17 protein-coding genes are annotated in these 21,537 nt (G+C 54.3%); 5 read left to right on the top strand and 12 right to left on the bottom strand.

Features of this window, described 5'->3' with window-relative positions; translation table 11 throughout:
• Positions 1-28: 28 nt before the first annotated feature.
• Genes dctP through QD172_RS09820 form a run of 3 tightly spaced genes read right to left on the bottom strand, consistent with a single transcriptional unit; the run spans position 29 to position 2,970 of the window.
• Positions 29-1,027, bottom strand: a complete 999-nt coding sequence (gene dctP, locus QD172_RS09830) for a TRAP transporter substrate-binding protein DctP (protein ID WP_279855658.1) — start codon at positions 1,025-1,027, stop codon at positions 29-31.
• Between the two features lie 34 nt (positions 1,028-1,061).
• Entirely contained in the window at positions 1,062-2,360 is a 1,299-nt protein-coding gene (locus tag QD172_RS09825; protein ID WP_279855657.1) for a TRAP transporter large permease, read from the bottom strand.
• Complete coding sequence (locus QD172_RS09820; RefSeq protein ID WP_279855656.1) at positions 2,353-2,970, bottom strand: TRAP transporter small permease subunit; 618 nt, start codon at positions 2,968-2,970, stop codon at positions 2,353-2,355. Before QD172_RS09820 ends, QD172_RS09825 begins: the two co-directional genes overlap by 8 nt.
• An 84-nt stretch (positions 2,971-3,054) precedes the next feature.
• Here QD172_RS09820 and QD172_RS09815 point away from each other — a divergent pair, with 84 nt between their 5' ends.
• From QD172_RS09815 to QD172_RS09795, 5 genes are all read left to right on the top strand, one after another.
• Positions 3,055-3,981 (top strand): LysR substrate-binding domain-containing protein, encoded by a 927-nt coding sequence (locus QD172_RS09815; RefSeq protein WP_279855655.1) that lies wholly within the window; start codon positions 3,055-3,057, stop codon positions 3,979-3,981.
• A 288-nt stretch (positions 3,982-4,269) separates the two neighbouring features.
• On the top strand, positions 4,270-5,589 hold the full coding sequence (gene egtB, locus QD172_RS09810) for an ergothioneine biosynthesis protein EgtB (RefSeq protein WP_279855654.1): 1,320 nt from the start codon (positions 4,270-4,272) through the stop codon (positions 5,587-5,589).
• A 78-nt stretch (positions 5,590-5,667) separates the two neighbouring features.
• A complete protein-coding gene (locus tag QD172_RS09805; protein WP_136938070.1) occupies positions 5,668-6,009 on the top strand; it encodes a DUF427 domain-containing protein in 342 nt (113 codons plus the stop codon).
• Positions 6,010-6,120: 111 nt separating this feature from the next.
• Entirely contained in the window at positions 6,121-6,660 is a 540-nt protein-coding gene (locus tag QD172_RS09800) for a DUF4823 domain-containing protein (RefSeq protein ID WP_279855653.1), read from the top strand.
• A gap of 246 nt (positions 6,661-6,906) precedes the next feature.
• Entirely contained in the window at positions 6,907-7,641 is a 735-nt protein-coding gene (locus QD172_RS09795) for an NERD domain-containing protein (RefSeq protein WP_279855652.1), read from the top strand.
• Between the two features lie 59 nt (positions 7,642-7,700).
• On the opposite strand, the gene QD172_RS09790 is transcribed toward QD172_RS09795, so the two are convergent.
• The 9 genes from QD172_RS09790 to QD172_RS09750 form a co-directional block, all read right to left on the bottom strand.
• Entirely contained in the window at positions 7,701-8,993 is a 1,293-nt protein-coding gene (locus QD172_RS09790) for a type II toxin-antitoxin system HipA family toxin (RefSeq protein ID WP_279855651.1), read from the bottom strand.
• Entirely contained in the window at positions 8,990-9,232 is a 243-nt protein-coding gene (locus QD172_RS09785; protein ID WP_213115137.1) for a helix-turn-helix domain-containing protein, read from the bottom strand. Before QD172_RS09785 ends, QD172_RS09790 begins: the two co-directional genes overlap by 4 nt.
• Positions 9,233-9,678: 446 nt before the next feature.
• A complete protein-coding gene (locus tag QD172_RS09780) occupies positions 9,679-12,291 on the bottom strand; it encodes a site-specific integrase (protein WP_279855650.1) in 2,613 nt (870 codons plus the stop codon).
• Positions 12,291-14,885, bottom strand: coding sequence for a hypothetical protein (locus QD172_RS09775; protein WP_279855648.1), 2,595 nt, complete (start codon positions 14,883-14,885; stop codon positions 12,291-12,293). Before QD172_RS09775 ends, QD172_RS09780 begins: the two co-directional genes overlap by 1 nt.
• A 26-nt stretch (positions 14,886-14,911) precedes the next feature.
• Positions 14,912-15,736 carry a hypothetical protein gene (locus QD172_RS09770; protein ID WP_279855647.1) on the bottom strand — a complete coding sequence of 275 codons (825 nt, stop codon included), beginning with the start codon at positions 15,734-15,736 and terminating at the stop codon, positions 14,912-14,914.
• A gap of 364 nt (positions 15,737-16,100) precedes the next feature.
• Entirely contained in the window at positions 16,101-17,048 is a 948-nt protein-coding gene (locus QD172_RS09765; RefSeq protein ID WP_279855646.1) for a site-specific integrase, read from the bottom strand.
• 332 nt (positions 17,049-17,380) lie between these two features.
• Complete coding sequence (locus QD172_RS09760; protein WP_279855645.1) at positions 17,381-18,946, bottom strand: DEAD/DEAH box helicase family protein; 1,566 nt, start codon at positions 18,944-18,946, stop codon at positions 17,381-17,383.
• Complete coding sequence (locus tag QD172_RS09755) at positions 18,943-19,488, bottom strand: hypothetical protein (RefSeq protein ID WP_279855644.1); 546 nt, start codon at positions 19,486-19,488, stop codon at positions 18,943-18,945. The genes QD172_RS09760 and QD172_RS09755 overlap by 4 nt, the downstream gene beginning before the upstream one ends.
• 1,684 nt (positions 19,489-21,172) lie before the next feature.
• A complete protein-coding gene (locus QD172_RS09750) occupies positions 21,173-21,532 on the bottom strand; it encodes a hypothetical protein (protein ID WP_084208949.1) in 360 nt (119 codons plus the stop codon).
• Positions 21,533-21,537: the final 5 nt, after the last annotated feature.

Raw genomic sequence — 21,537 nt, 5'->3', positions numbered from 1 at the left:
CCCGGTCGGCGTAACCGGGCTTTCAGATTTACTGGAGAACCTTGTCGAGCACATCGTTGGCCCAGTCGGCACCAATGTCATCGAGGATTTCCGGCCAGACCTTTTCACGCACAATGCGGGCATGAGCATCGATCTGTTCGTCAGTGACCGGAATGATGGTTGCACCGGCTTCTTTGAGTAGTCCTTCGTTGCGCGTTTGATCCGCTTCGGCGCTTCCCCAGCGAGCGGTCTCGAAGTTGGCAGCAGCTTCTGAAAGGGCGACTTGCTGTGCGCTGTCGAGTTCTTTGTAGATTTCCTGATTGATCAGCAGGTACCACATTTCGAAGTGGGTATTGATCGGTAGGTAGTATTGGGTCACATCACGGAATGATGCGTAATAGCCTTCTGCGCCGGAGCCCATCACGCCATCGACTACCCCAGTTTGTACGGCGGTGAACGCCTCGGAGAAGGGGAGTGGGGAGCCAATAAAACCGATGTTATCGGCAGTCAGCTGGAATGACTTCATGGGGGGGACACGTAGTTTAGCGCCTTTGTCGATCATCGGGTCGGCGGCTTTCTCGAGTTCTCTGTTGAGGGCGACCCCGCCGAAGTAGACCGGCCAAGCGGCTAGCACGTGGATGTTCTGATCGGCGTAAATTTCCTCGATCTCTTCACGCATCGGCGCTCCTGTGGCAAAGACCCGTTGGGCGTCATCCCAGTTCTGTACCAAATAAGGTAGATAGGCCAGTTGGAAGCGCTTGTCTGTTCCAGAGGCCGGCGGCTGCACGGCCATGTCGACGGCACCAAGCCCCACTCTCTCCTGGACGACGGTGTAATCGCCCAAGGCATTGGCTGGGAATAGGCGGATCTTTAGTTCGCCGTTGGTAGCTTTCTCGATATCGCTGGCGAAGGCTTGGGCGGCCTGGTCGATGGCGGTGTCCTGAGGACGCACATGAGATAGCTTGAGGGTAGTAGCCTCGGCTATACCGACCATGGCGATCGAGAGGGTTGTGCTCAGAGCGAGATTCTTGAACATGGATGTTTTCATTGTTATTTCCTTCATCATTTTTTAACGGGTGGTTTTAGTAGCCGAACAGCCTTGGTAGATACTCGGATAGGTCAGGCCAAGCGGATACCAATATGACAACCGGGATATAGCCGAAAAGGATCAGAATCATGGCGGGTTTTACGACTTCGGTGAACTTCACCTTGCCGATACGCGCCCCCAAATAGAGGATGCTTGCGTAGGGAGGTGTTACACCACCCATAGCGGTATTGACTCCCATAATCGCGGCGAACTGTATGGGGGTTACCCCAAGCGCTTGCATTAGCGGTAGCAAAAGGGGGGCGGTAAGGATGATGGCAGTGATATCATTGACTACCATGCCAATGCAGAACAGAAGCAGATTGACTAGCAGCAGCAAGACGAACTTGTTGTCGGTGATCTCGAAGATCATGTCGACTAGAGCCTGAGGAATGCTTTCCATTACGTAGATCTGGCTAAGCATCAGGCTGAACAGGATCATGATCAGAATGGCACCGACGGCGGTGGCGGACTCTTTCCCAGATTCCAGTAGGGTCTTCCACGTCAGACCGCGATAGATCATGAAGCCCACCGGCAGTGCGTAGATCACGGCGATGGCTGCAGCTTCGGTGGGAGTCATGATGCCACCATAGATGCCGCCTAGGATAATCACGGGCATTAACAGAGCAGGAAAGGCATGCACGGTTCGGCTTCCGGCATCACGGATCATTTGACCCATCGAAAGCGGCTCGTCAAGGATAAGGTCAAAATTTCGCGACATGACCATATTGACCATAGCGAAATTAAACATGATTAGCAGGCCCGGCCCTAACGTCGCTAGAAAGCTGGCAAGGATCGAGGTGTCAGTGACCCAGCCATATACGATCATGGTAACGCTGGGAGGAATAAGCAGTCCCAAAATAGATGAGTTGGCGATTAATGCGGTGGCATAGGCGCGGGGATATCCCTTGCGCTCCATCTCCGGAATCAAGAGCGGACCAATCGCAGCAATACCTGTCAGACCGCTGCCAGAAATGGCGCCAATGATCGCGCAGCTGACAGAAGCCACTACGCCGAGGCCACCACGGATCCGGCCAACGAAGACGTTGACGAACTTGAGCAAGCTGCCTGCTATGCCGCTGACACTCATCAGAGTCCCAGCGAATACGAACAGAGGAATGGCGAGCAGAACGGGGTTGGTTAGCTGACTGGCACCCCACACCATCATGCCACGCATGGTGGCTTCTCCGACTAAGGTCATGACCATCAGGGCTGCACCGAAACAGAAGGGCAGTGGTACGCCCAAGGTGAGCAGAATGATCAGGATGGCAAAAGCCAGTAGAGCGATCTCAATCATGGTGCTTTTCCTGTTTTTTGGCTGTCAGCAACTGGTATTCTTTTTCTTCTGTAGCTTCCGAATATTCCGGCTCCTCGAGAGGGTGATCCGCCTCCTTACGCCAGCCGATCAGGAAGGTCAGATTGCGCAGAAAGTGCCAGCTCATGAAAATCACCATCAGGATCAGGCCAATGAATAGCGCTGACTCATAGATAAAGGTCGGGAGATAGAGCGTTGGCGTCTCCTTACCAACTCGCCAAGAGTAGGAAAAGAAGTCCCATGCCCAACTGCTTAGCCAAAGAGTGACGATGATGCTGATGCCATCTGATACGGCTTGTAATACGGCACGAGCACGAGATGTTTTTAAGAAGATATCCAGCACATTGGCCCTGATCTGGTTGTCCTCTCGTGATGCGTTTACGCTTCCGAGGATGTACAGCCAGATGGTGGGAATGATTGCCATCTCCTCAAGCCCCATAAGAGGAGTCTCAAAGACATAGCGCGAAATGACCTGAACGAACTGAAAGGCAGCCACGGTGCTGATCAGCCCTGTCAGGAGGTAGCGGAAGAGTCTTTCCATAAGGCCTTCTTGTTTGTTGTCTTGTGGTGATGGGCCATGACGATGTGTCATCGACATATTCGCTGGGCAGATGTATAACATCAAGTCGTTTATTTACATCACTTGATAACATGATGTTTTCATCTGGGAGGGAGGATGGCAAAATTAACGTACCGTCAGATCGAGGCGTTTCGCGCGGTCATGAACAGTGGTACTGCAAGAGCTGCTGCGGAGGTGCTTTGCATATCTCAGCCCGCTGTCAGCAGGCTGCTGTCCGACTTTGAAAATACAGTTGGCGTGACAATGTTTGAGCGCTGTCGTCGACGCTTGGTCCCAACCCCCGAAGCGAGGTTTTTCTTTGAAGAAGTTGAACGCGCTTTTGTTTCATTGGAAAAGCTATCGCGTGCTGCTGAGGAGCTACGTGAATTTCATTTAGGATCTTTAAGAATTGGAGCGATGCCAGCCGTATCGATGGAATTTATACCAAGCCTTACACATCGCTTTTGCAATCAACATCCAGGGGTTTCGGTCACTCTACAAGTGCGTAGTACGCAGCAGGTAATAGATTTAGTTGCTAGCCAGCAATTCGATTTAGGAATTATCTCAGGCATAGAAATTAATGATCCTTCTATTGAATGTGAAACGCTGGCTGACAGCCGACTAGTTTGTGTACTTCCTCCAGGGCATTCATTACTTAATAAAGAGATTATAAGACCACAAGACCTAGAAGGAGAGTCTTTTATCTCTCTTGGTTCCGAACAAAGTATTCGTCATAAAATTGACTATACTTTTAAGCAAGCCGGCGTGAGCCGCCAGCTTGTAGTAGATACTCAGCTACATTATGCAGCCTGCGCATTTGTGCTAGCAGGCAGTGGTGTCTCACTCGTCGATCCAATTACTGCTCTTCACTATAAAAAACTCGGGCTTATAGTTCGGATTTTCGAACCTCGCATTGCTTATCGTTATAGCTTAATATTACCTAGGCAGCGCGGTAAGTCCGGTCTCACTAAATCTTTTGTTAGCATTCTTAACGATGCTTTTAAGTTCTATGAGAGTAACTCTGAGGGCGTGTTGGAGCGGTAGTTTTATTGTGAGAATATAATATGGAAAGTTGCCAAGTTATTTTCTGTGTTATTGTTAATTTTTGAAGGTGGCTTAGAGAATTTCTGGACAGTACTAGAAAGCCATGTGGAAGGGAGCTCAAAGGCCAAAGTTCCGTGAAGAGTTGGCATCAGCCGCACGAGTGGTAGGGTGGGTACATCATCCCGGTCAAGCGCTGACGGGGCAGGGGAGGCGTTCCAGCGGTGCTGGCCGCCCGGCCCTGTCCTATCACGTTTCATGGAGAGAGCCAGACTCGCAAAGGAAGCCATTATGTCATCTGCCCATGACACCGTCATCGAAAGCCCCGATAGCCTGCATGCCAAGGAGTGGCTACGCGCGTATCAGCGGGTGCGAGCTGCCACCGAGGCGGTCTGTGCGCCGCTGCACAAGGAAGACTACATGGTGCAGAGCATGGCGGATGTCAGCCCGCCCAAGTGGCACATCGCCCATGTCAGCTGGTTCTTCGAGGCCTTCATCCTGAAGCCGTTTCAGCCCGGCTATCAGACGCTCGATCCCGCCTATGATCACCTCTTCAACTCCTACTACGAGACCCATGGCGTGCCGTTCCCGCGCGTCGAGCGTGGCGCAATCTCGCGCCCGACCGTCGACGAAGTCTATCGCTATCGGGCGCACGTCGATCAAGCCATGCAGGCCTTGCTGGAGAATCCACCCCAGGAACATCTGCCGGAGATTCTGCGTCGTCTGGAGTTGGGCCTACCGCATGAGCAGCAGCATCAGGAGCTGCTGTTGATGGACATCAAGCACATCCTAGCGCAGAACCCGCTGTGTCCGGCCTATCGGGATGACCTGGTGCCTGGCTTGGCACCGACACCGGAGCAGGAGGTGCCGCCGTTGGGGTGGATTGCCTATCCTGCCGGGATTCGCGAGATCGGCCATGATGCCTCTAGAGGCGGCTTCGCCTACGACAACGAGATGGGCCGCCACCGTCAATTTGTCGAAGCGTTCCTGATGGCGGATCGTCCAGTGACGAATGGCGAGTTTCTCGCCTTCATGCAGGACGGTGGCTACGCCACTCCCGAGCACTGGCTGGCGGATGGTTGGGCGACGGTCAAGGCGGAAGGTTGGCGGGCACCGCTTTATTGGGTCGAGCGCGACGGCGTCTGGCATCACTACACCCTAGGCGGCCTGGTGCCGGTAGATCTGAGCGCCCCGGTCTGCCACGTCAGCTTCTTCGAGGCCGATGCCTACGCCCAGTGGGCGGGTGCGCGCCTGCCCACCGAGGCCGAGTGGGAAACGGTGGCTCAGGATGTCCCTCTCTCGGGCAACTTCGTTGATCAGGATCATCTGCAGCCAGTCGCAGCCGCGAAAGCCGAAGGCACACCGAGTCAGATGTTCGGCGATGTCTGGGAGTGGACGGGGAGCGCCTATCGTCCGTATCCGGGCTTTCGCAAGCTGCCGGGCAGCCTGGGCGAATACAACGGCAAGTTCATGTCCGGCCAGATGGTGCTGCGTGGAGGCTGCTGTGCCACGCCGGCAGACCACATCCGCGCGACCTATCGCAACTTCTTTCCGCCCGAGGCGCGCTGGGCGTTCTCCGGCTTCCGTCTCGCCAAGGACGGTGGGGCATGATGGGCTTACGCCCTTCAGAACTCGCCTCCAAGCACCTTCATCTGCCGCTTCTATCTTCCAACCCGTAAAGGAGTGTTCATGGCCGACCATCCCGAACCGCGTATCACGCTGCACCCGCTATCCTTGCGGGTGCGAATACAGGTCGGTGAGACAGTGATCGCCGACACCGGCAACGCGCTGGAATTGCGCGAGAAGGGCTATCCACCGAGGCTCTACCTGCCGCGCGCCGATGTGGCGATGGCGAAGCTCTCGGTCTCTCACACCGTCACCCATTGTCCCTTCAAGGGCGACAGTACCTATTACTCGTTGCCGGATCTTTCCGACATCGCCTGGAGTTACGATCAGCCCATCGAGGATATGCAGGCGATCGCCGGGCGGCTGGCGTTTGATGGAGAGAAGGTCACGTTGGAGGTGGAGTGATACTACTCAGAGCTGAAGGCTGACAGCCCTGGCTTGACCCGCTGATCCAAATCACCGCATGTTTGACATGAGCTATAGCTGGATAACTCCAACTCGGACGGAGATGACAAGATGCGAAAAATGATAAGAGCGCTGTCATTATTGTCGGCAATGTTTTTGTTGGCGGCATGTGCGGATAGTCACCAACTCATGAAGTCGAACGGCACATCCGGCTTTTCGATGGCCCCCGACGAGCCCCTGTACGTCTCGGTGCCACGTGATGGCGTCTATGGTTCGCAGCGGTATAACGGGTCTGGGATGACCACGGCTCAGATACTTCAGGGCGCCTTTCTCAAGTACGCAGATAACGTGAGTTATGGCAATTCCACTCAATCAAGAAGTGAGGCGTGGGACGCTGCCATGCAGGCAGGCGCCATATATCTGGTATTCCCTACCATTGTGCACTGGGAGGACAGGGCGACAGAATGGTCCGGCAAGCCTGATCAAATCGAGGTCAAGGTTCAGGTGATAGACGTCGCGACCAATACCGTCGAAGCCTCCGCGATAGCGAAGGGCCAGAGTGGGTTGGCGACCCTGGGTGGGGACCGGCCCCAGGATCTGCTGTCGAAGCCCGTCAATGAATTCGTGTCTTCGCTCTACGGCAGGCAGTGACACGATGTCGCTAGTCCCTTGAGCGGGCTTGATAGACAGGCTGCGCTTGCTGCGAGATATCGATCTCTCGTCAGTCATTGGCGCTACACCTCATGACCAGTTGCAAGCGCATCACATCGTCATGTCATTCCCCAACACCCTGTCATGATGGCCAGGCGAGCCAGCATGACAGGGTGCTCGGCCACGATAATAGTATATGGAGTTCGTGAAATGGATTTCACACCCGTCATTACGCAAGTATGGAGTATGTTTGCCTGGATATTGCCCCTTGTCCTGATTGTCGGGATCTTCAAGTCTTCATGGTTCAAGGGGATTCTGGGCGAGTGGCTGGTGCGTTGGGTGGCACGTCGTCGTCTGGATAAGCATGTCTATCGTGCCGTGCACAATGTCACCCTCAAGACGCCGGACGGCACCACTCAGATCGATCACGTCCTGCTCTCGCCGTATGGGTGTTTCGTGCTGGAAACCAAGAACATGAAGGGCTGGATCTTCGGCAGCGAGAAGCAGGCGCGTTGGACACAGAAGCTCCATCGCCGTTCCTTCAGTTTCCAGAACCCGTTGCGCCAGAACTACAAGCACCTCAAGGCGCTGGAGGCGACGCTCGGCGTGCCTTCCGAGTACCTGCATTCGGTGATCATCTTCGTGGGTAGCGCGGTCCTGAAGACCGAGATGCCGCCCAATGTGACGCGTGGCACTGGCTTCGTGTCGTATATCCGCTCTTTCGCGACGCCCGTCTTCAGCGAGGCACAGGTCGAGGCCATGCACGAGGCATTGTTGACGGGGCGCCTGGCACCGACCTTGGCGACGCATCGCGCTCATGTGAAGCATCTCAAGCAGCGCAATGAATCCCCGGCGACACGTCAGTGCCCGAAATGCGGCAGTGCAATGGTGGTTCGCGTGGTCAAGTCAGGCCCGAAGCAGGGCCAGCAGTTTCTGGGTTGCTCGACCTTCCCCCAGTGTCGTGTCACTCAGGCGTTGTGATGACTGCCTTCACGGCCCCGAACGAGGCAACATCCAAACTTGAATTTCGCTGACAGGCACTACCATCGCTCGGCACGGCGGCACTGCTTTTGAATGTGTTGACGTTGCTGCTGCAACCTCGTCCAGCCTTTGCCTTCGAGACCGGCTTGCTGTAGCTGCTCCTTGAGTATGACTGAGTCGGATAGATCAGCGAGCATGGTAACCATCTGTTGAATTTGGCGCTTCACAAACGGATAACTGAATCGGCACTCATCCGAAAAGGCCTGCCAATCGCGCGGTAGCAGCTGCATCGAATTGAACTCCCCGCCGAGGGAGAAGGCCATGTCTGAATCGTAACCGAGCACTATGGTGCCAACGAGGTCATAGGCTGGGGCGATCTGCCAACGACCTCGGGAGTCCTGTAACAAGGACACGTTCTTGGCATGGCCGTCACTGTTGCCAACCAGCACATTGAATATTTGCCAGCGAAGCAGCTGCTGAATGGATGCCGCTGAGGGTCGGCAGGCTTCGCGGACTGTTTGCACGATTTCTCCGAAACGTGGCCCACCGTAAGCCTGGTATTTCTGATTCCGCGACACGCCCATGGCCTGACACAGATCCTCCTGATGCAAACGCTCGACGTGTCCGCTTTCAATACCCAAGCGGTCGTAGCGTTCGACCATCAAGTAAGGATGTCGGCCGGCATAGACCATCGTGGTCCTCGGGCAGGCTATCCCCCCCAAGCGTGCCAGATTGTTCAGATACAGCTCATTCAGAATGACTTGCTCACGCCCTTCGACGGCGAATTTCAGAATATGGGTAGAGGGTTCGATTCCGATAGGTAAATAGAGTGTATCGTTCCACAGTCGCACAGGGATCTTGTCCTGCGCGCCGGCCAGCGAGAGACGAGGGCGTTTGGCCAGAGCTCCTTCGTTCATCAGGGCATACCGCTCGCGAGCACCAGCCCATTGCGCAAGTCGATCGAGCGGCAACTCGCGGTAGTTGTCATCGAGGGATGACGGTAGGGCTCTTGACGGCGGCATGTGATCGCTCGGAAGGATCGTCAGCGCACCAGCACAATCGCCGCCGATGGTCGCCAGTAGCGAGAAGTCGTCGTCTGGTATACCCAGGCGCTTGATCAGCGCCGCCCGGGCTTGCTCTTCAGGCAGCAAATTTGCGAACCAGTGATGCGCCAGAAGGTCTTGGGGCTGCCAAGCCTTTTGGCTTAGTGGCAAGCTGTACGAAATGGCATGCCCATTCTGTCGCCAGGTATCGTTGTATTCGAAGCCCATCAGTCGGCCATCCGTGCCGCGCCACAACGTCCCTACATGCTGCGTGTCGCGCCATACGTTCAACGAATCCGGCAATATCATGATTCGGATCCCTCCGGTGGAACAGCGGACAGCTCGATGCCTAGCGTATCAAGTACGATCAATATGCGACCCAACCCGCAGCTGTCACGGCCGTTTTCCAACTCACTCAGAAAGCGAATGCTCAACCCGCAAAGACCTGCGAGGGTTTCAAGATTTAGCCCTTGCTGCTTGCGAGAGCGGCGAATCAACTTGCCAAGCGTTGCGGCATCATGAATGGGAACTGCTAGCGATAGAGGCATGCTAAGACCTTTCACGATAAGAAAGCGGGTTGTTGCAAACAATTTAGTATACTTAAAAATTTCCCTATAGGGATAATTAGTTAGGTGTACCGGAGTAGGCCTTAATTTTTCCCTATAGGGAAAATAGTTGGTGTGCGGGTTGCAAGTGCTGCAATTTTTCCCTCTCAGGACAATTGAGGGCGATCAGGTTGTCAAAGTATCAAGGAGATCATCGCACCACGCATGAACTGCTAATGCTCCATCCGTGTGTACAGACTCGGACGGCCCACTGCACCTCCTGATTCATCCCGACCGCCGGGCGTGAGATGGCGCAGGTGGACTCTGAAGTGCAACACCGCAAGTGATGGAGGGTGATGCATCGGGGTTGGGCTATCTCTAGCCCGCCGTCCACCTGCGCTTCGGCTTCGATAGGCGACAGCCAGTATACGAGTATGCGGCCTTCGCCTTCAGCGTCGCTTCATCAGCTCCAGAAGTACCTCACCATGTATCTCACCCAGCACGTGCGTGTAGTGATGTGTCAGTGTTTGAGAGTTGCGGTGCCCGATCAACTTGGCGAGTAACTCGAGACGGTGACCTCGTGCCTTGGCATCTTTTTCCAGTACGTCGTAGACCGCTCGGCGGCAGTTCGCCAGGGCTGGGGGAGTGAAGGACCAATGCCCTCGGCAGGCGGAGGAAAGACGATCCAGGAGCTGAGGGTAGTCGTCGCTGTAGAGGCGAAGTACGAGCCACGAGATCGCGTTGTGCCTCAAGAGATGAAAATCGAAGTGGATGTCCTCCAGCTTCATTCCGGGCGTGAGGGCACCTCGGAGAGACTGCCGGGCCCATGCCATGAGCGGGGTCAGCAAGCTCTCTCTTGAATAGCCCAGCGGAGAGCCTTCTGGCCCCAGCAAGGCAATGTTCTTCAAACGCTGCTGGCCAGCAAAGGACTCTCGGCGCCTATCAATCCACTCTCTCACCAGCGTCATCAACTCTGGGGATATCAGAAGATGAAGAGGAACGCTGCGCCGAGCATTTGCAGTCTTGCCAGCATGGATTTCTATGTAACAGTAGGTGGGGCCGTCATCTCCTGGCTGATTGATGATGACGTCATGTAGTGTCAATGCCATGACTTCTCCTGCTCGCAGGCCCCCGTAGTAGCCAAGCAGGAAGGCGATCAGCCAGCTGCGCCGTAATCCACTCCGTCTTCGGGAGAGCGCTCGGGTCAGATGTTCCGCCTCGTGCGGCATGATCAGATGTGTACGCAATGTACTGATGAAGCGACCTCCCTCACCCTGTACGGGGGGAATACCCGTTAATCGATCGTTACCTTGGCAGAAGCTGATGAACTGATTGAACGTCTGGAAGAAGTTGTGGGACGTCGAAGTGTCCCAGCCTTTCTGAGTCGGTAGCTGTTCGCTGATCGCCTCCATCAGTTCTCCATCCCAGAGCGTCAACCATGGGATATCGGGCAACATCATCATAGAGGTGGGCGTCAGTCGACTCAGGTAAGTCCTGAGCGTGCTGGCTTTGTTGCCTTGAGTGCTCGATTGATAAGAAAGCCATAGCAATATCCAGAGTGGATAGCTGTCCTCGCCCAGCATGTGTATCAGTCTCTCCGCGTAGCGAGACGTAATGGTGTCATGCCGCTGGATCGCGGGTTCCCCTCTGGGGGTTATCAGGCCTTCATGCTCCAGTTCAGTGATATACGCATACAGTTGGTTGCCTGCTTTCACATACCAGTCTGTTGAAAGTTGATCCTGCCAGTATCGAGGGGAGGTTGATGGTGACGATTCGTTACTCCTGACGCCTCCTCCCATAAGGAGTTCAGGGGTGTGAAGATCGGTCTCGATATCTTCCGGTTCAGAGACATCCATTGCGCCGGAAGCGCTTGACGTACTGGAAGTAGGGAGAGTTTCCGCCGAAAAAAAGAGGCTTTCGTCATGCTGCCAAGGAGAACGCCAGCTACACACTGGTAGGGGGTAGCGCCGAAGCAGCTGTGACCAGAGGGGCGCAGGGCCTAACAATGTCGTGCACCGAAAGGCATGACGAAGCAATGAACGAACACGCTTCAGCGAAGCGGAGGAACCAGTCTTGCGTGGTGCCTGGCTATCTAGTAGCTGTGACAGACCGGTGACCAAGAGCTGATCCAGATGGGCAGTTCGCGCTTCCAATGGACTGTTCAGATCCAGCGTAGCATCCGAGGAGAACCACCATACATCTGCTTGCTGGGAGGAGGTGGCTGGTGATGGGACAGGGGACTGACGGCAAGCCCTGAGTAGCCTCCTGAGATGATTCGGGATTTTTAGCCGGTAATGGGCTGGATGTGTTCGAGATAACCCTGGCAGACAGCCGATGAACCAATGGTGGGGGCTGCGCTTGGTGTTCAGGCGTGGCAGATGCTCTGGGCTCAAGTTCAGCAAAGTATGGCGAATCACTTCTTCCTCCATCCCTAGCAGGGTACCCATGCTCAGGGCCAGGAAGAGAAGAGACTGCTCTGGCGTGCATTGGTTGGCGGGAATGCTCTGCAGGGCGCGTACCGAATCCAGCACCCGTTGCTGAACCTTGATATCTCGTGATGAGGTAGCCGCGGATGAGGGTCTGACCGGACGCTTGATACTGGTCGGAATCGTAGCCTCGAAGTCAGGCTCTCGGTTGAGGTGAGTCAGTACAAGCGCGACTTCCTTGGTGACCTTTCGGGAGCTGAAGTCGAGTTCAGCTTCCTTGGCAAGCTGGATGGCGTTGCGAATCAAGGCTTGTACATTTTGCTGGTTCAAGCGTGTAGCACTGTGTCGAGCGCGAGATGGCTTGGTGGAAGGCGCATTTTGCGCTCTAGCCTGTGCCCTGGTTACCTTTTTCTTATGCCGTTGCCAGGCGTAGCGCGCGACATTTATACGGAAATGTCTGAGCTCTTCAGAGGAGGAGAAAAGGCGATGATCTGGATCATTCCAGCGACGGAATACCCTACCCAGTGTTTTCGAAAGTTCGATCGGAGACAGCTTCGGAGTTGTAAGCTCTTGGATCGTGGCCTGGGCAGGTACATCGGTTTTCTTCCGAAGGTCAATGGGGGTAACAGCGCTCATCATCTATCTCCTTGAATGGCTGGTGTGGCGTGCTCAATGGGCCATGGGAGGTCGTCTCTGTGAAGCAGATCCGGCGTCAAGCCGCATCGTTTGGCAACATCGGTTAGTGCGCTTCGTGTCGCCGATTGAATCAGGCTCCGATCACTGGACGGGGATTGGAGTGAATGTCCTTGGGTGGTGTGTCCAGCGAGCGCACTAAATTCAGCGTGAGAAAGTCGCGATTGGAGCGCGGTGATCATGCTGTGGCGCGTGATATTGGAAGGCTGGCGGCCCCACTGGCTCAATTCAGTTGCCAAAGGCGAAGGCATGAATGTTGGAAGATCCTGGAGCCACTGCCGCCAGTCAGCATGCTGCATGCGTTGCTGCGTCAACATCATTGTCGAGGCATTGAACTTCCATTGAACGGGGTAGGCGACTTGTTCATGCCTAAGAAAGTCTGCTTTGCCACCGTGGCGTTTCCACCATCGTTGCCATTCCTCCCGCCACTCATGCTGAAGCCGGAGCAATGCGCCAAGGGCAGGGACAAGTGGAATTTGGCGGCTTTCCTGTGCCCGAGCCGAATCCTTGTCGCGTAGCCAGAGCGTATTTTCCAGCTGCTCACATTGGGTTTTGGATCCAATTGGGCGAGCCAAGGTGAAGAGCTGCCATGCAAGTAAGGTCAGCGCTCCCAGTATCTGACCTTGCCGGGCAATGGCTTCGCCGACTGCCCGTAAGTCGTTACTACGATTCCCTTGTGAGGTAATCAATGAGGTAACCAGCATGGCGTGGTTCTTGGTAAGTTGCGTCAGCAAATGAAGCGGACGTTTGAAATAGCTCGGCTCCTGGGCTTTTGTGGATCCCACGGTGTGATCTTCGCGAGGTGTACGACAGTCTTCTTCTAACAAGGGAAATAGGCCAAGCGCAGCTTGAGCCGAGAGAAAAGCCTTCTGAATCTTGTGCAGAGGTATCGTTCGATACGTTGCCGGGGCAGAGAGTGAGAGCGGGAGCTCGCCTCGCAACCAGGTCGCGATCACTTCATCTTCACAGGCAGGCACCACCCAATGATGATGACTGGCAGACACGCGCCTCAACGTCAGGGTACTTCCCGGGCGATTATCCCCCCAGCGCTTGAGTTTTTTCTCGATTATTGATTTCAGTGCTTTGAAAGGCTGGGCGCCGGGGAGCCATACCTTTTCGGCCATGAGTGAGTGATTGAGAGCGTTGGGCAAGGGCAACGTGATGATGGTTTCGGTAGGTGCCTTGTTGACAGAGTAGTGAAGTAGCCCCTCCTCCGGTGACCAGCTGGGAATTTGATCCAGCGTCTGGCAGATGATCCACTCACGATTGCTGTCGCTATTGAGGGGCAGCTTGGGGGATCGGGAGATTACCGTCGTCTGCAGCAAGCGCTCAGGTGCTATTCCACTGCAAAGTAGAATGCTAAGAAATGCCAAGGCTTGTCGGTTTGCAATGGCACTCTCAGATTCTATGAGAAATTCCTCATCTTTCGGTGGTTGGAAGATACGTAAAGCTGCTAGAACCTCTTCTTGTGGGCGTAGGCTGATGTCTGCAGATGTCTTGAGACTGCGGGCCTGTTGCAAGAGCTGTACGCTCTCAAGGTGAAGCGCCTGATCGCCTTGTGAAAGCAGCGTGTTATGGAATAGCTCTTTCACTGGGTCGAGGGGTGAGATACTGCTTTGGTTCAGATCATTAGATGATGATTCATTCTGATGTTCATTGTCATCCGTGAGCTCTTCATCATCCTCTATTAAGGCATGGTCAAGTGCTTGGATTGACCTGTCAAGGGAGCGATAGTCGGTATATTCAGCATGAATTTTGTAAGATTTGTCACTGGCCCAAAGTGGCGAATCACGAAGAATGGTATCGACATGTTGACGTCTTTTTTGATTTTCATTGCGAGCTATATGCTGTTTTCTTATTGGGCTACGAGTGAGCTGGCTCGACTGATAAATTTCGTCAAGCAAAGCGCGTGTCGATTTCTTATTGCGCAGATGGTTGGGATGCTCCGATGGACGATCAGTTGCTTTATCATAGGCATGAAGAAACTGTTCGAGCAGCTCCAAATCAGCATCGGAAAAATGCTCCGGAGGAGGAACTAACTGCTCTCCCAGGGTAGGGGAAATGGGTCTGGGGAAACTGTTTTGAATATCATCCAGGTCGCCCCAGTTAAGTAGCCGCTTAAGCGTCTTTCTAAGCTCAAGTATCTGGGTGTAATATTTGATGGCAGAGCCACGTCTTACAGTACGACGAGGCTGACAAAAAATCAGTCTAAGCAGCTTTCGGATACTGCTTACGCGAGGATCAGTGAGCGATGTAAATCGGTAGTTCACCGTGTAATGAAGGCAGTGAGACATTCTATGATTTCGATGTGACTCATCTTCCATAAAAAATTGGCTTTCTAGAAACTCTTCTACTTGGGGAACAAGGTCTGGCTCCGAGTAATCGGCGGCAAAGAGGCGAGCACTGAGGCGATATTCTGAGGCAATCAAGGGTGGGAGGCTCCTCTTGAGCCACTCCGGTACAAGGGGCCAGCGGGACCCGATCGCATTGAGGTCGTAATTAGCCAATATTTGGTCAGGTAGTTGGTGTTCACTCACTTGAAAGCCTCCTGTTTATCAGTCAATCAAAGCTCATAAAGCCAATCAATTTGCGAATCTGAGTCGTTTTCCCTCTTATTGTTCGAGTACTTGTTTTTTTCTTTTATATTGCTTTTCTTGTTGGTATCTGATTCCTGCTTCCTATTATCTTTTCTTTTGCTATGGGTGTTCTTCTTACTTGTTTTATCGACAGTGGCGCCGTTTGCTATATTTCTATCTTTAGATGCATTACTTTGACTTTTATTAGCGCTATCCATTATTGTGTTCATAAACTTTCTAATCGAGTCAATGGAATAGCGATGCTTGAACATTGAAGAGATTTGCTTGTGTGTTATTGGCAAGTTTTGTTGAGTGACTACATTGCTCCATGCGTATTGTAATCTTTTATCACTAATGAAGTTTCTGAGTATATAGTTCCATATTTTTTTATCGTTAATTTTGAAATCGCCAGTGGTATGTAGGTTGTGGATATTGATCCATTCCCAGCCAAGCTCGAGCAGAGGCTGTAGCACCTGGTAATAGAATCTCACCACCTGGACTTCATCTTCGTTGAGCTTGCCGATATCGATCTCGATACAAAATACACTTTGTGAGACGGGTACTTTCTGCGTGGATACGATGGCATTGATGACATGAAAATTCACGAACTCCTCGGAAGTGTGAGTCGACTGGACGTTGTTACGGAAGCGGACAGGCGCTAGGGGCAGGCTTTCTGTCGCGACCGATGGTCGAAAAGCATGCTCCTCGTTCATTAGCTCGGCGGTGTCCACCTCGAGTACTCGCTGATGGATGACAAGCGTCTTGTCAGCGCTGATTTTCACCAGTGACGGTGTATAGATAGCATCTGGCATATTGATGACTCCAACGATAGGCAAAGGGGGGCCGAGACGTATGAGAGAATCATTCGTCGAGTTCATGTCTAGGAAACGCGGGTAACTTTGAGTAGTGATAATCAGTCGAGTGATGCACCTGACCTGTAGAACGATATCTCTGGGAGTGCCGCCTCCTAATATATTCAAGCTGATTCAGTGTGTACTAATAGCATAACTCAAGTGGCAAGAATCTACTGCATCAGTTAACCGTCAAAATCGACCGTTTCGCGAGCATTAGGGCTTTTTGGCGTCAATATTGGTAGTAATTTCTTATTATGGCTTTGCATCTGATCGCTTTTTTCAATTCATCGTTTATTGAACGGTAATGCACTGCTCATGTTTATCAAAAGTCATTGGCGCTGTTTTCGAAGGGGTCTGCGACCCGAATGTACTCCGTCAAGGTGCTGAGATGTCTGTGACCTGTCACGCGTTGAATCTGCTCCAGGCTCTTCCCCCGTAGATGAGCTTCAGTGATCAGGCCAGCACGCATGCTATGTGTGCTGAATCCGCGTGAGGCCAGGTTTGACCGCTCAAGACCTCTGACCAAGGCATTCTGAAATGCAGTCCGAGAGAGTTTCGAGCCTCCCGGCCTGCCGCCCAGCGAGACGCTGCGAAATACCGCACCTCTTTGGATATGGGCGGCTTCCAGCCAGCGATACAGGAGATTGACGGGGCAGTAGGGGAGCGAGGTATCCGCATGGTGAATAGCTTTGACTTCATGTCGTCCTTCTTGATTGGTCTTGCTGCGGGCGAGCCTGACCAGCACGCCTCGTGTATCCCATGTGAGGTGCTCGACACGAAGATTGAGGACTTCGCTGTAACGAAATGCTCCATAGAACGTCAGGCAAAACATGGCGGCATCGCGTAGATCTCGTAACTCGCTCAAATCCAGGCTATTCAGCAGCTGATGCAGATCGTCTCTCATCAAGGCTGGTGCACGTTTCACCGGCACTTCATTGAGGCGTGCACAGCCGCGCATGACCCCCTTGATCATTTGCTCATTGCCCAGGGTGGGGCAATTCATGACAAGGTGCCAACGCCGTAACGAGCACAGCTGCCGTTTGAGCGTATTCGGTTTATAGCCGTCCTCGAAACACCGGGTGAGATAGTTGGCAATCTCCGTGTCGGTGCTGGGGAGGGTGCCGCCACGTCTGAGAAACATCCGTATGTCGCTTTGGAAGGCTCGGATGGTACTCGGTGCAAGGCTTGCCATGATCAGCTTTCGTGCCGAGACCGTCAGGCAAAGTCCCGGCAGAGAGTCCTGGTTTCCCTGATAGGGGAGCACTTGCATTGTCTGATGTCTCCGTCTTTGAGGCGGGTGGATACCTGTCGGTGGTCTGGACACCATGAGAGATCTCCATCGATGTCGAAAAGTTGGAATAAGGGACGATATGCGCTGTGAGGTGGCCATCGAATTTCACGCTATCACCCTTCGTAAATCAGCCAACCCGAAATGCATGCTCCAGAAGGCATGGAGAGTTGAGAGTCACGCATACGCAGGGTTGTTCGAGTAATACCACTAGCAAGCGTGAGATTTGTGGATGTTATATTTAGGATTAAGCTGTAAAAAAGTGAAATCATCTGCTGTTCGGGCGGGCGTGGCTGCCGAGTCGCCTCCTGTGATCAGAGCGATACCAGGCGCGCCAAGAAGGCGTTGGAGAACGCCACATCATTTGCCAGATCAAGAGTGATCTCTCGTACTCCCTCTGAGAAGCTCACACACTCACTCATGGGGGCCTGAGCATGTGGCGCGCCATGCATGTCAATCGTGGGGAGTTCTCCGCTCGTGCCGGGGTCGTTGGAGGCTATCGAATCAGTGGCTGGATAGACGATCGGGGCGGGTAGTGTTGGGGAGGAGAAGGAATCCAGTTGGATTGCAGCATGCTCGTCGGGCAAGTCGTCAAACAGCCGGTAGGCGTAGTGCCGTAACGTGCTTTCGTTGAGCGCATAGAAATAGCACGCATCATCCTGTGTATGTCGACGTCGTATGATCCGGCCTAGTACCTGACGAAAATACTGCTCGGTTCTGACGTGGCTGAGGTAGCAACATACTTGCAGGCGGGGAATGTCGATCCCTTCACTGACCATGTTGACAGAGACAACCCACGAGGTATGGCCGTAGCGAAACGCCTCAAGTCGTGCGTGCGCTCCTTCCGTCTGGCTGGTTACTAGGCACACCGTCTGACCCATCTGTTTCAGACAATCGGCGATGTCTTCTGCATGAGAAATATTGGATGCCACCACCAATCCTGCGGCGGTCGGGTCTTTCTCCTGAAGCTGTCGCAAGCGTTGGCAGCTGATGTCCAGCAAATGCTGCTGAGGCCCCGGGTGACGCAGCAAGGCGGCGTAATGCACCCCGGGATGACGTAACAAGGCCGGGATGCTTTGGTAATACAGTGTCTCACGCTGCGCCTGCTGTTCTGCCACCAGACGTATGTCGTCGTTATCTATCAGGTATATCTGGGGAGTACGGCAGACATCATCCTGGATGGCATCACGCAGGGTATAAGTGAAGTCTGGGATCAGCGCGAGGCGGTCACTGTCAGCCGATGTCAGTGTTGGCACCGCTTGCTCGGATGTCGTGGCGACTTCATGACTCGGCGCCAGATAACGCAGCATGGGAAGACAGCTGCCATCAGTGCGCCAAGGGGTGCCTGACAAGGCGAGCGTAAAGCGAACATCGCGCTCCAATGCCAAGAGCGCCAACCCCCACTGATTGGCGCCGGTGACTGCCGAGCTGGTGTGGGCGTTTTTTGCGGCGCATGCTGTCGCGCCGGCGGCATGGTGGCTTTCGTCCCAGACCAGCAGGACACGTCCTTGGCGACAGAGTTGCTTGAGTTCCTCCAGGCGGAAGCTGAGCGCTTGATAGGTCAGCGCGATACCGACATCCCCCAGCCTGCCCTGCATGGGACGCCCCAGAATCTGCGAAAACGTCTCACGCGCACGCTCTACCACGGCGGAGGTAGGGCCCAGATAGATGACGTGATCTATGCTCCCGTTGAGAATCAGTTCCTCAGTCAGGACGGCTGCCATCAGCATCTTGCCCGCACCCGGGGTGGCCTGGCACAGGAAATGGGGCTGCTGATCCGAAAGGCGTTGAAGCGCTGTCTCAATACAACGCGCTTGCCAGGCTCTGAGTGTCGGGCTTGTCAGAGAGGGCAGTAATCGATTGATCTGACGCGGCGTCATGAGGCACCTCCAGCATGGCGTTTTGCAGAGAGCGCCAGCACGGCGGCCAGTTGTCCCTGGAGTTCGCAAGCGCGCTGAATCGCATCCTCCTGAAGCAAAGCGATGTCTGGTTTCGCCTCCGGATAGTCCTTTGCCAGCTGATAGAGGTGCTCGGCTTCCGCCTTCGCGGCCCGCATGGATTTTTTCAAGGCTCGACGTTGTTCCTGCAGTGCTTCATCGAGCGGTAGATGCGATGTGCTGTCGGTTTTCGACGTGGGAAGATCCTGACGATTGCTCGGCAGTGGGATATCCGGTGAGCACTCCGAAGTGCTATCGATGAGTTGATAGACGCGGCGACGCTTGCCGATGGTGTCGGATTGCACAACGTGACCATCAATGACCAGGCGATCGATCAGGTCACCGACACGCTGCAGGACAATAATGGGTTTATAGCCCGCCAACTCTGGATGTTTCATCAGCTCGTTGCGGCAGCTGACTTTTGTGAAATGGGTCGGCTTATCCTTCAGTGCTTTCAGCCACTGCTGGAAGTGCTGTTTGATCAACTGTCCTCGCCGATAAGCTGCCGCAGTCGAGGAGTCTTGGAATGTGGGAGTGCTTGAGGTGTGAGGGGGAGGAGAGTGACGTTGGCTCTCTGAGGTGATGGTAGATGATGAGTCGTATGACACCGAAGTCTCAGGCGTCTTGGTAGACTCGGCTATTGTCTTGCCCGTAACAGAGGGCACATGAGGAGTAGATGAAGGTGTTGGTATGGTGTGAGAAGAATTTGAGGTCATGACAGCACCTCACTGCAGTCGTCAACAACGCGTGCGCGACAGTCTTGGGAAGGGGGATCGGGATAGCCGCCATAGGGGGTGGGCAGATCGGGGCTACGCGGAGATGCCGTAGTCTGAATGACCATGGTTGAAGCTCCTAGAGTTGAGGAGCCGCTCCCGCTGTCGCCAAACAGTGATGGGGGCGGCCGTACGCAGGTTGGCGAACCGGCACTCTAGGAAACCGGCAGACCCGAGGGTCTCCCACGCACGACCGCCATAACGCATGGCAGGCACAAAAAAAGCGCCTATCATGGTCTGGGGCGCTGATGCGCCTAGAGGTATTCGAGTCGCCAAACCCGACCGAGGATTTTGCCTCGATAATCCAAATCTAGCAGATGGCCGGGGTTAGGTAAATATCATTTGTGGAGATGTTTCGTTGCCATCATTTATTAGTGTTGTCTGGGTAAAGACCATGGGCTATTGAGGTGTCATTTATGCGCCATATGGAAACTGGGGAAGAAAAGCACGCATCCGTCATGCGAGCTCTAAATGCTTCATATCGTGGCCTCGAGCCATAATACAGCGGTGCCACTTTGGGGGGGGGCAGTCTAGCGAGGAGAGCGATATCGACTATCCAGACAGTGAAATTTTCGCTAGTGGGCAGTCGATATCTGTTCGACACCACGGCGTACGGCGTCAATGGCCTTCGCGACATGGCCTGGAAATTGTGGCGACTATTCACTGGCAATGCCGAACAGGTGTAGATGCCTAGGAACTTCATTCGCTTACGGTGGCGGGATCGAGACATGGGATGCCACGCCTTCCAGGTCTGCCGGGCTCGCGATGAACGGTGAGGTTGCCCAATCCTTGAGAACATCGCTTTGGGGGCTGGCCGCCTGAGGGCCGAATAAGCGACCCAGATGTGCGCGGCAGTGCTGACGTAATGCGTCCGGCATGATCTGACATCGTAGACCAGCTGGTACCCCCACGAATCCGAAGAGTGCACCGAGGCCTTCGATTGGACTGGCATCGTGAATCTCCACCATTGGGCCACGCGCGCTGCGTGCGGTGCCGGACAAGCCGGCCTCGCGCCAGAAAGGACGATCGTAGATGGCGGTATTCTTGGCATGGAGTGCCATCCAGGTCGCGTTTTGCTGCCACTGTGCCGTCAAGGCGCTCGGGAGTGCCGGCGTGAATTGGATATGCTGGAGTGCCTGACGTGGCGGAACAGCCAACAAGACCTGCTCCACCTCACAGTTCATGCGTTGCCCGCTGCCATCCTCGACGCTCGGCGCAATCCTGTCTGGCAAGCGCTCGAGATGACGGACGACCTGTCCAGTCAGTACCTTGTCCGCGTGAATATCGCGACGCAGCTGCTAGATCAGCGTTTCGGTTCCGCCGGTAAGATGCTGGGCGTCATCCCGCTCAAGCAGATTTCGAGATGGCCGGATTGCACCCGCACACAAGGTGCGGCTCAGCTTGTCGCCGACAGGGGAATGGTGCCGAAGTCTTTCGAGAGTGCGGCGATTTCACGGCCATCCTTGTGCAGCAATCGGTCGACGCTGACGTGGCAGCTCACTTCGCAGACCCCACTTTCGGCATCGACGTAACTCCTTATGCTTTTCTTCATGGCACCTTCAATGATGACTTGCTTGAGTTCTCCCTCAAGCAGAAGCGAGATGGGCAGTCGGAGGGTCGCGCCATCGTGAGGGATATCCTGCGTGCTCGCGATGGGGAACCAGTGTGAGTAGGGGGGGCTGCCTTCGGGAACATACTTCATGAGGTTCTGATAGACAGTGCCGCCCGATAACAGGAAATCAAGAAAGTACTTCATGGTGT

Source organism: Cobetia sp. 10Alg 146 (genome assembly GCF_029846385.1).
In the GTDB taxonomy this organism is placed as follows: domain Bacteria; phylum Pseudomonadota; class Gammaproteobacteria; order Pseudomonadales; family Halomonadaceae; genus Cobetia; species Cobetia marina.
The sequence above is the reverse complement of the archived record's forward strand: the minus strand, read 5'-3'. Positions and strand labels throughout refer to the sequence as shown.

Bases quoted from the DNA above. Each gene is read 5' to 3' on its own strand.
- dctP (WP_279855658.1), bottom strand. From the start codon at position 1,027: ATGAAAACATCCATGTTCAAGAATCTCGCTCTGAGCACAACCCTCTCG.
- QD172_RS09825 (WP_279855657.1), bottom strand. From the start codon at position 2,360: ATGATTGAGATCGCTCTACTGGCTTTTGCCATCCTGATCATTCTGCTC.
- QD172_RS09820 (WP_279855656.1), bottom strand. From the start codon at position 2,970: ATGACACATCGTCATGGCCCATCACCACAAGACAACAAACAAGAAGGC.
- QD172_RS09815 (WP_279855655.1), top strand. From the start codon at position 3,055: ATGGCAAAATTAACGTACCGTCAGATCGAGGCGTTTCGCGCGGTCATG.
- egtB (WP_279855654.1), top strand. From the start codon at position 4,270: ATGTCATCTGCCCATGACACCGTCATCGAAAGCCCCGATAGCCTGCAT.
- QD172_RS09805 (WP_136938070.1), top strand. From the start codon at position 5,668: ATGGCCGACCATCCCGAACCGCGTATCACGCTGCACCCGCTATCCTTG.
- QD172_RS09800 (WP_279855653.1), top strand. From the start codon at position 6,121: ATGCGAAAAATGATAAGAGCGCTGTCATTATTGTCGGCAATGTTTTTG.
- QD172_RS09795 (WP_279855652.1), top strand. From the start codon at position 6,907: ATGTTTGCCTGGATATTGCCCCTTGTCCTGATTGTCGGGATCTTCAAG.
- QD172_RS09790 (WP_279855651.1), bottom strand. From the start codon at position 8,993: ATGATATTGCCGGATTCGTTGAACGTATGGCGCGACACGCAGCATGTA.
- QD172_RS09785 (WP_213115137.1), bottom strand. From the start codon at position 9,232: ATGCCTCTATCGCTAGCAGTTCCCATTCATGATGCCGCAACGCTTGGC.
- QD172_RS09780 (WP_279855650.1), bottom strand. From the start codon at position 12,291: ATGAGCGCTGTTACCCCCATTGACCTTCGGAAGAAAACCGATGTACCT.
- QD172_RS09770 (WP_279855647.1), bottom strand. From the start codon at position 15,736: ATGCCAGATGCTATCTATACACCGTCACTGGTGAAAATCAGCGCTGAC.
- QD172_RS09765 (WP_279855646.1), bottom strand. From the start codon at position 17,048: ATGCAAGTGCTCCCCTATCAGGGAAACCAGGACTCTCTGCCGGGACTT.
- QD172_RS09760 (WP_279855645.1), bottom strand. From the start codon at position 18,946: ATGACGCCGCGTCAGATCAATCGATTACTGCCCTCTCTGACAAGCCCG.
- QD172_RS09750 (WP_084208949.1), bottom strand. From the start codon at position 21,532: ATGAAGTACTTTCTTGATTTCCTGTTATCGGGCGGCACTGTCTATCAG.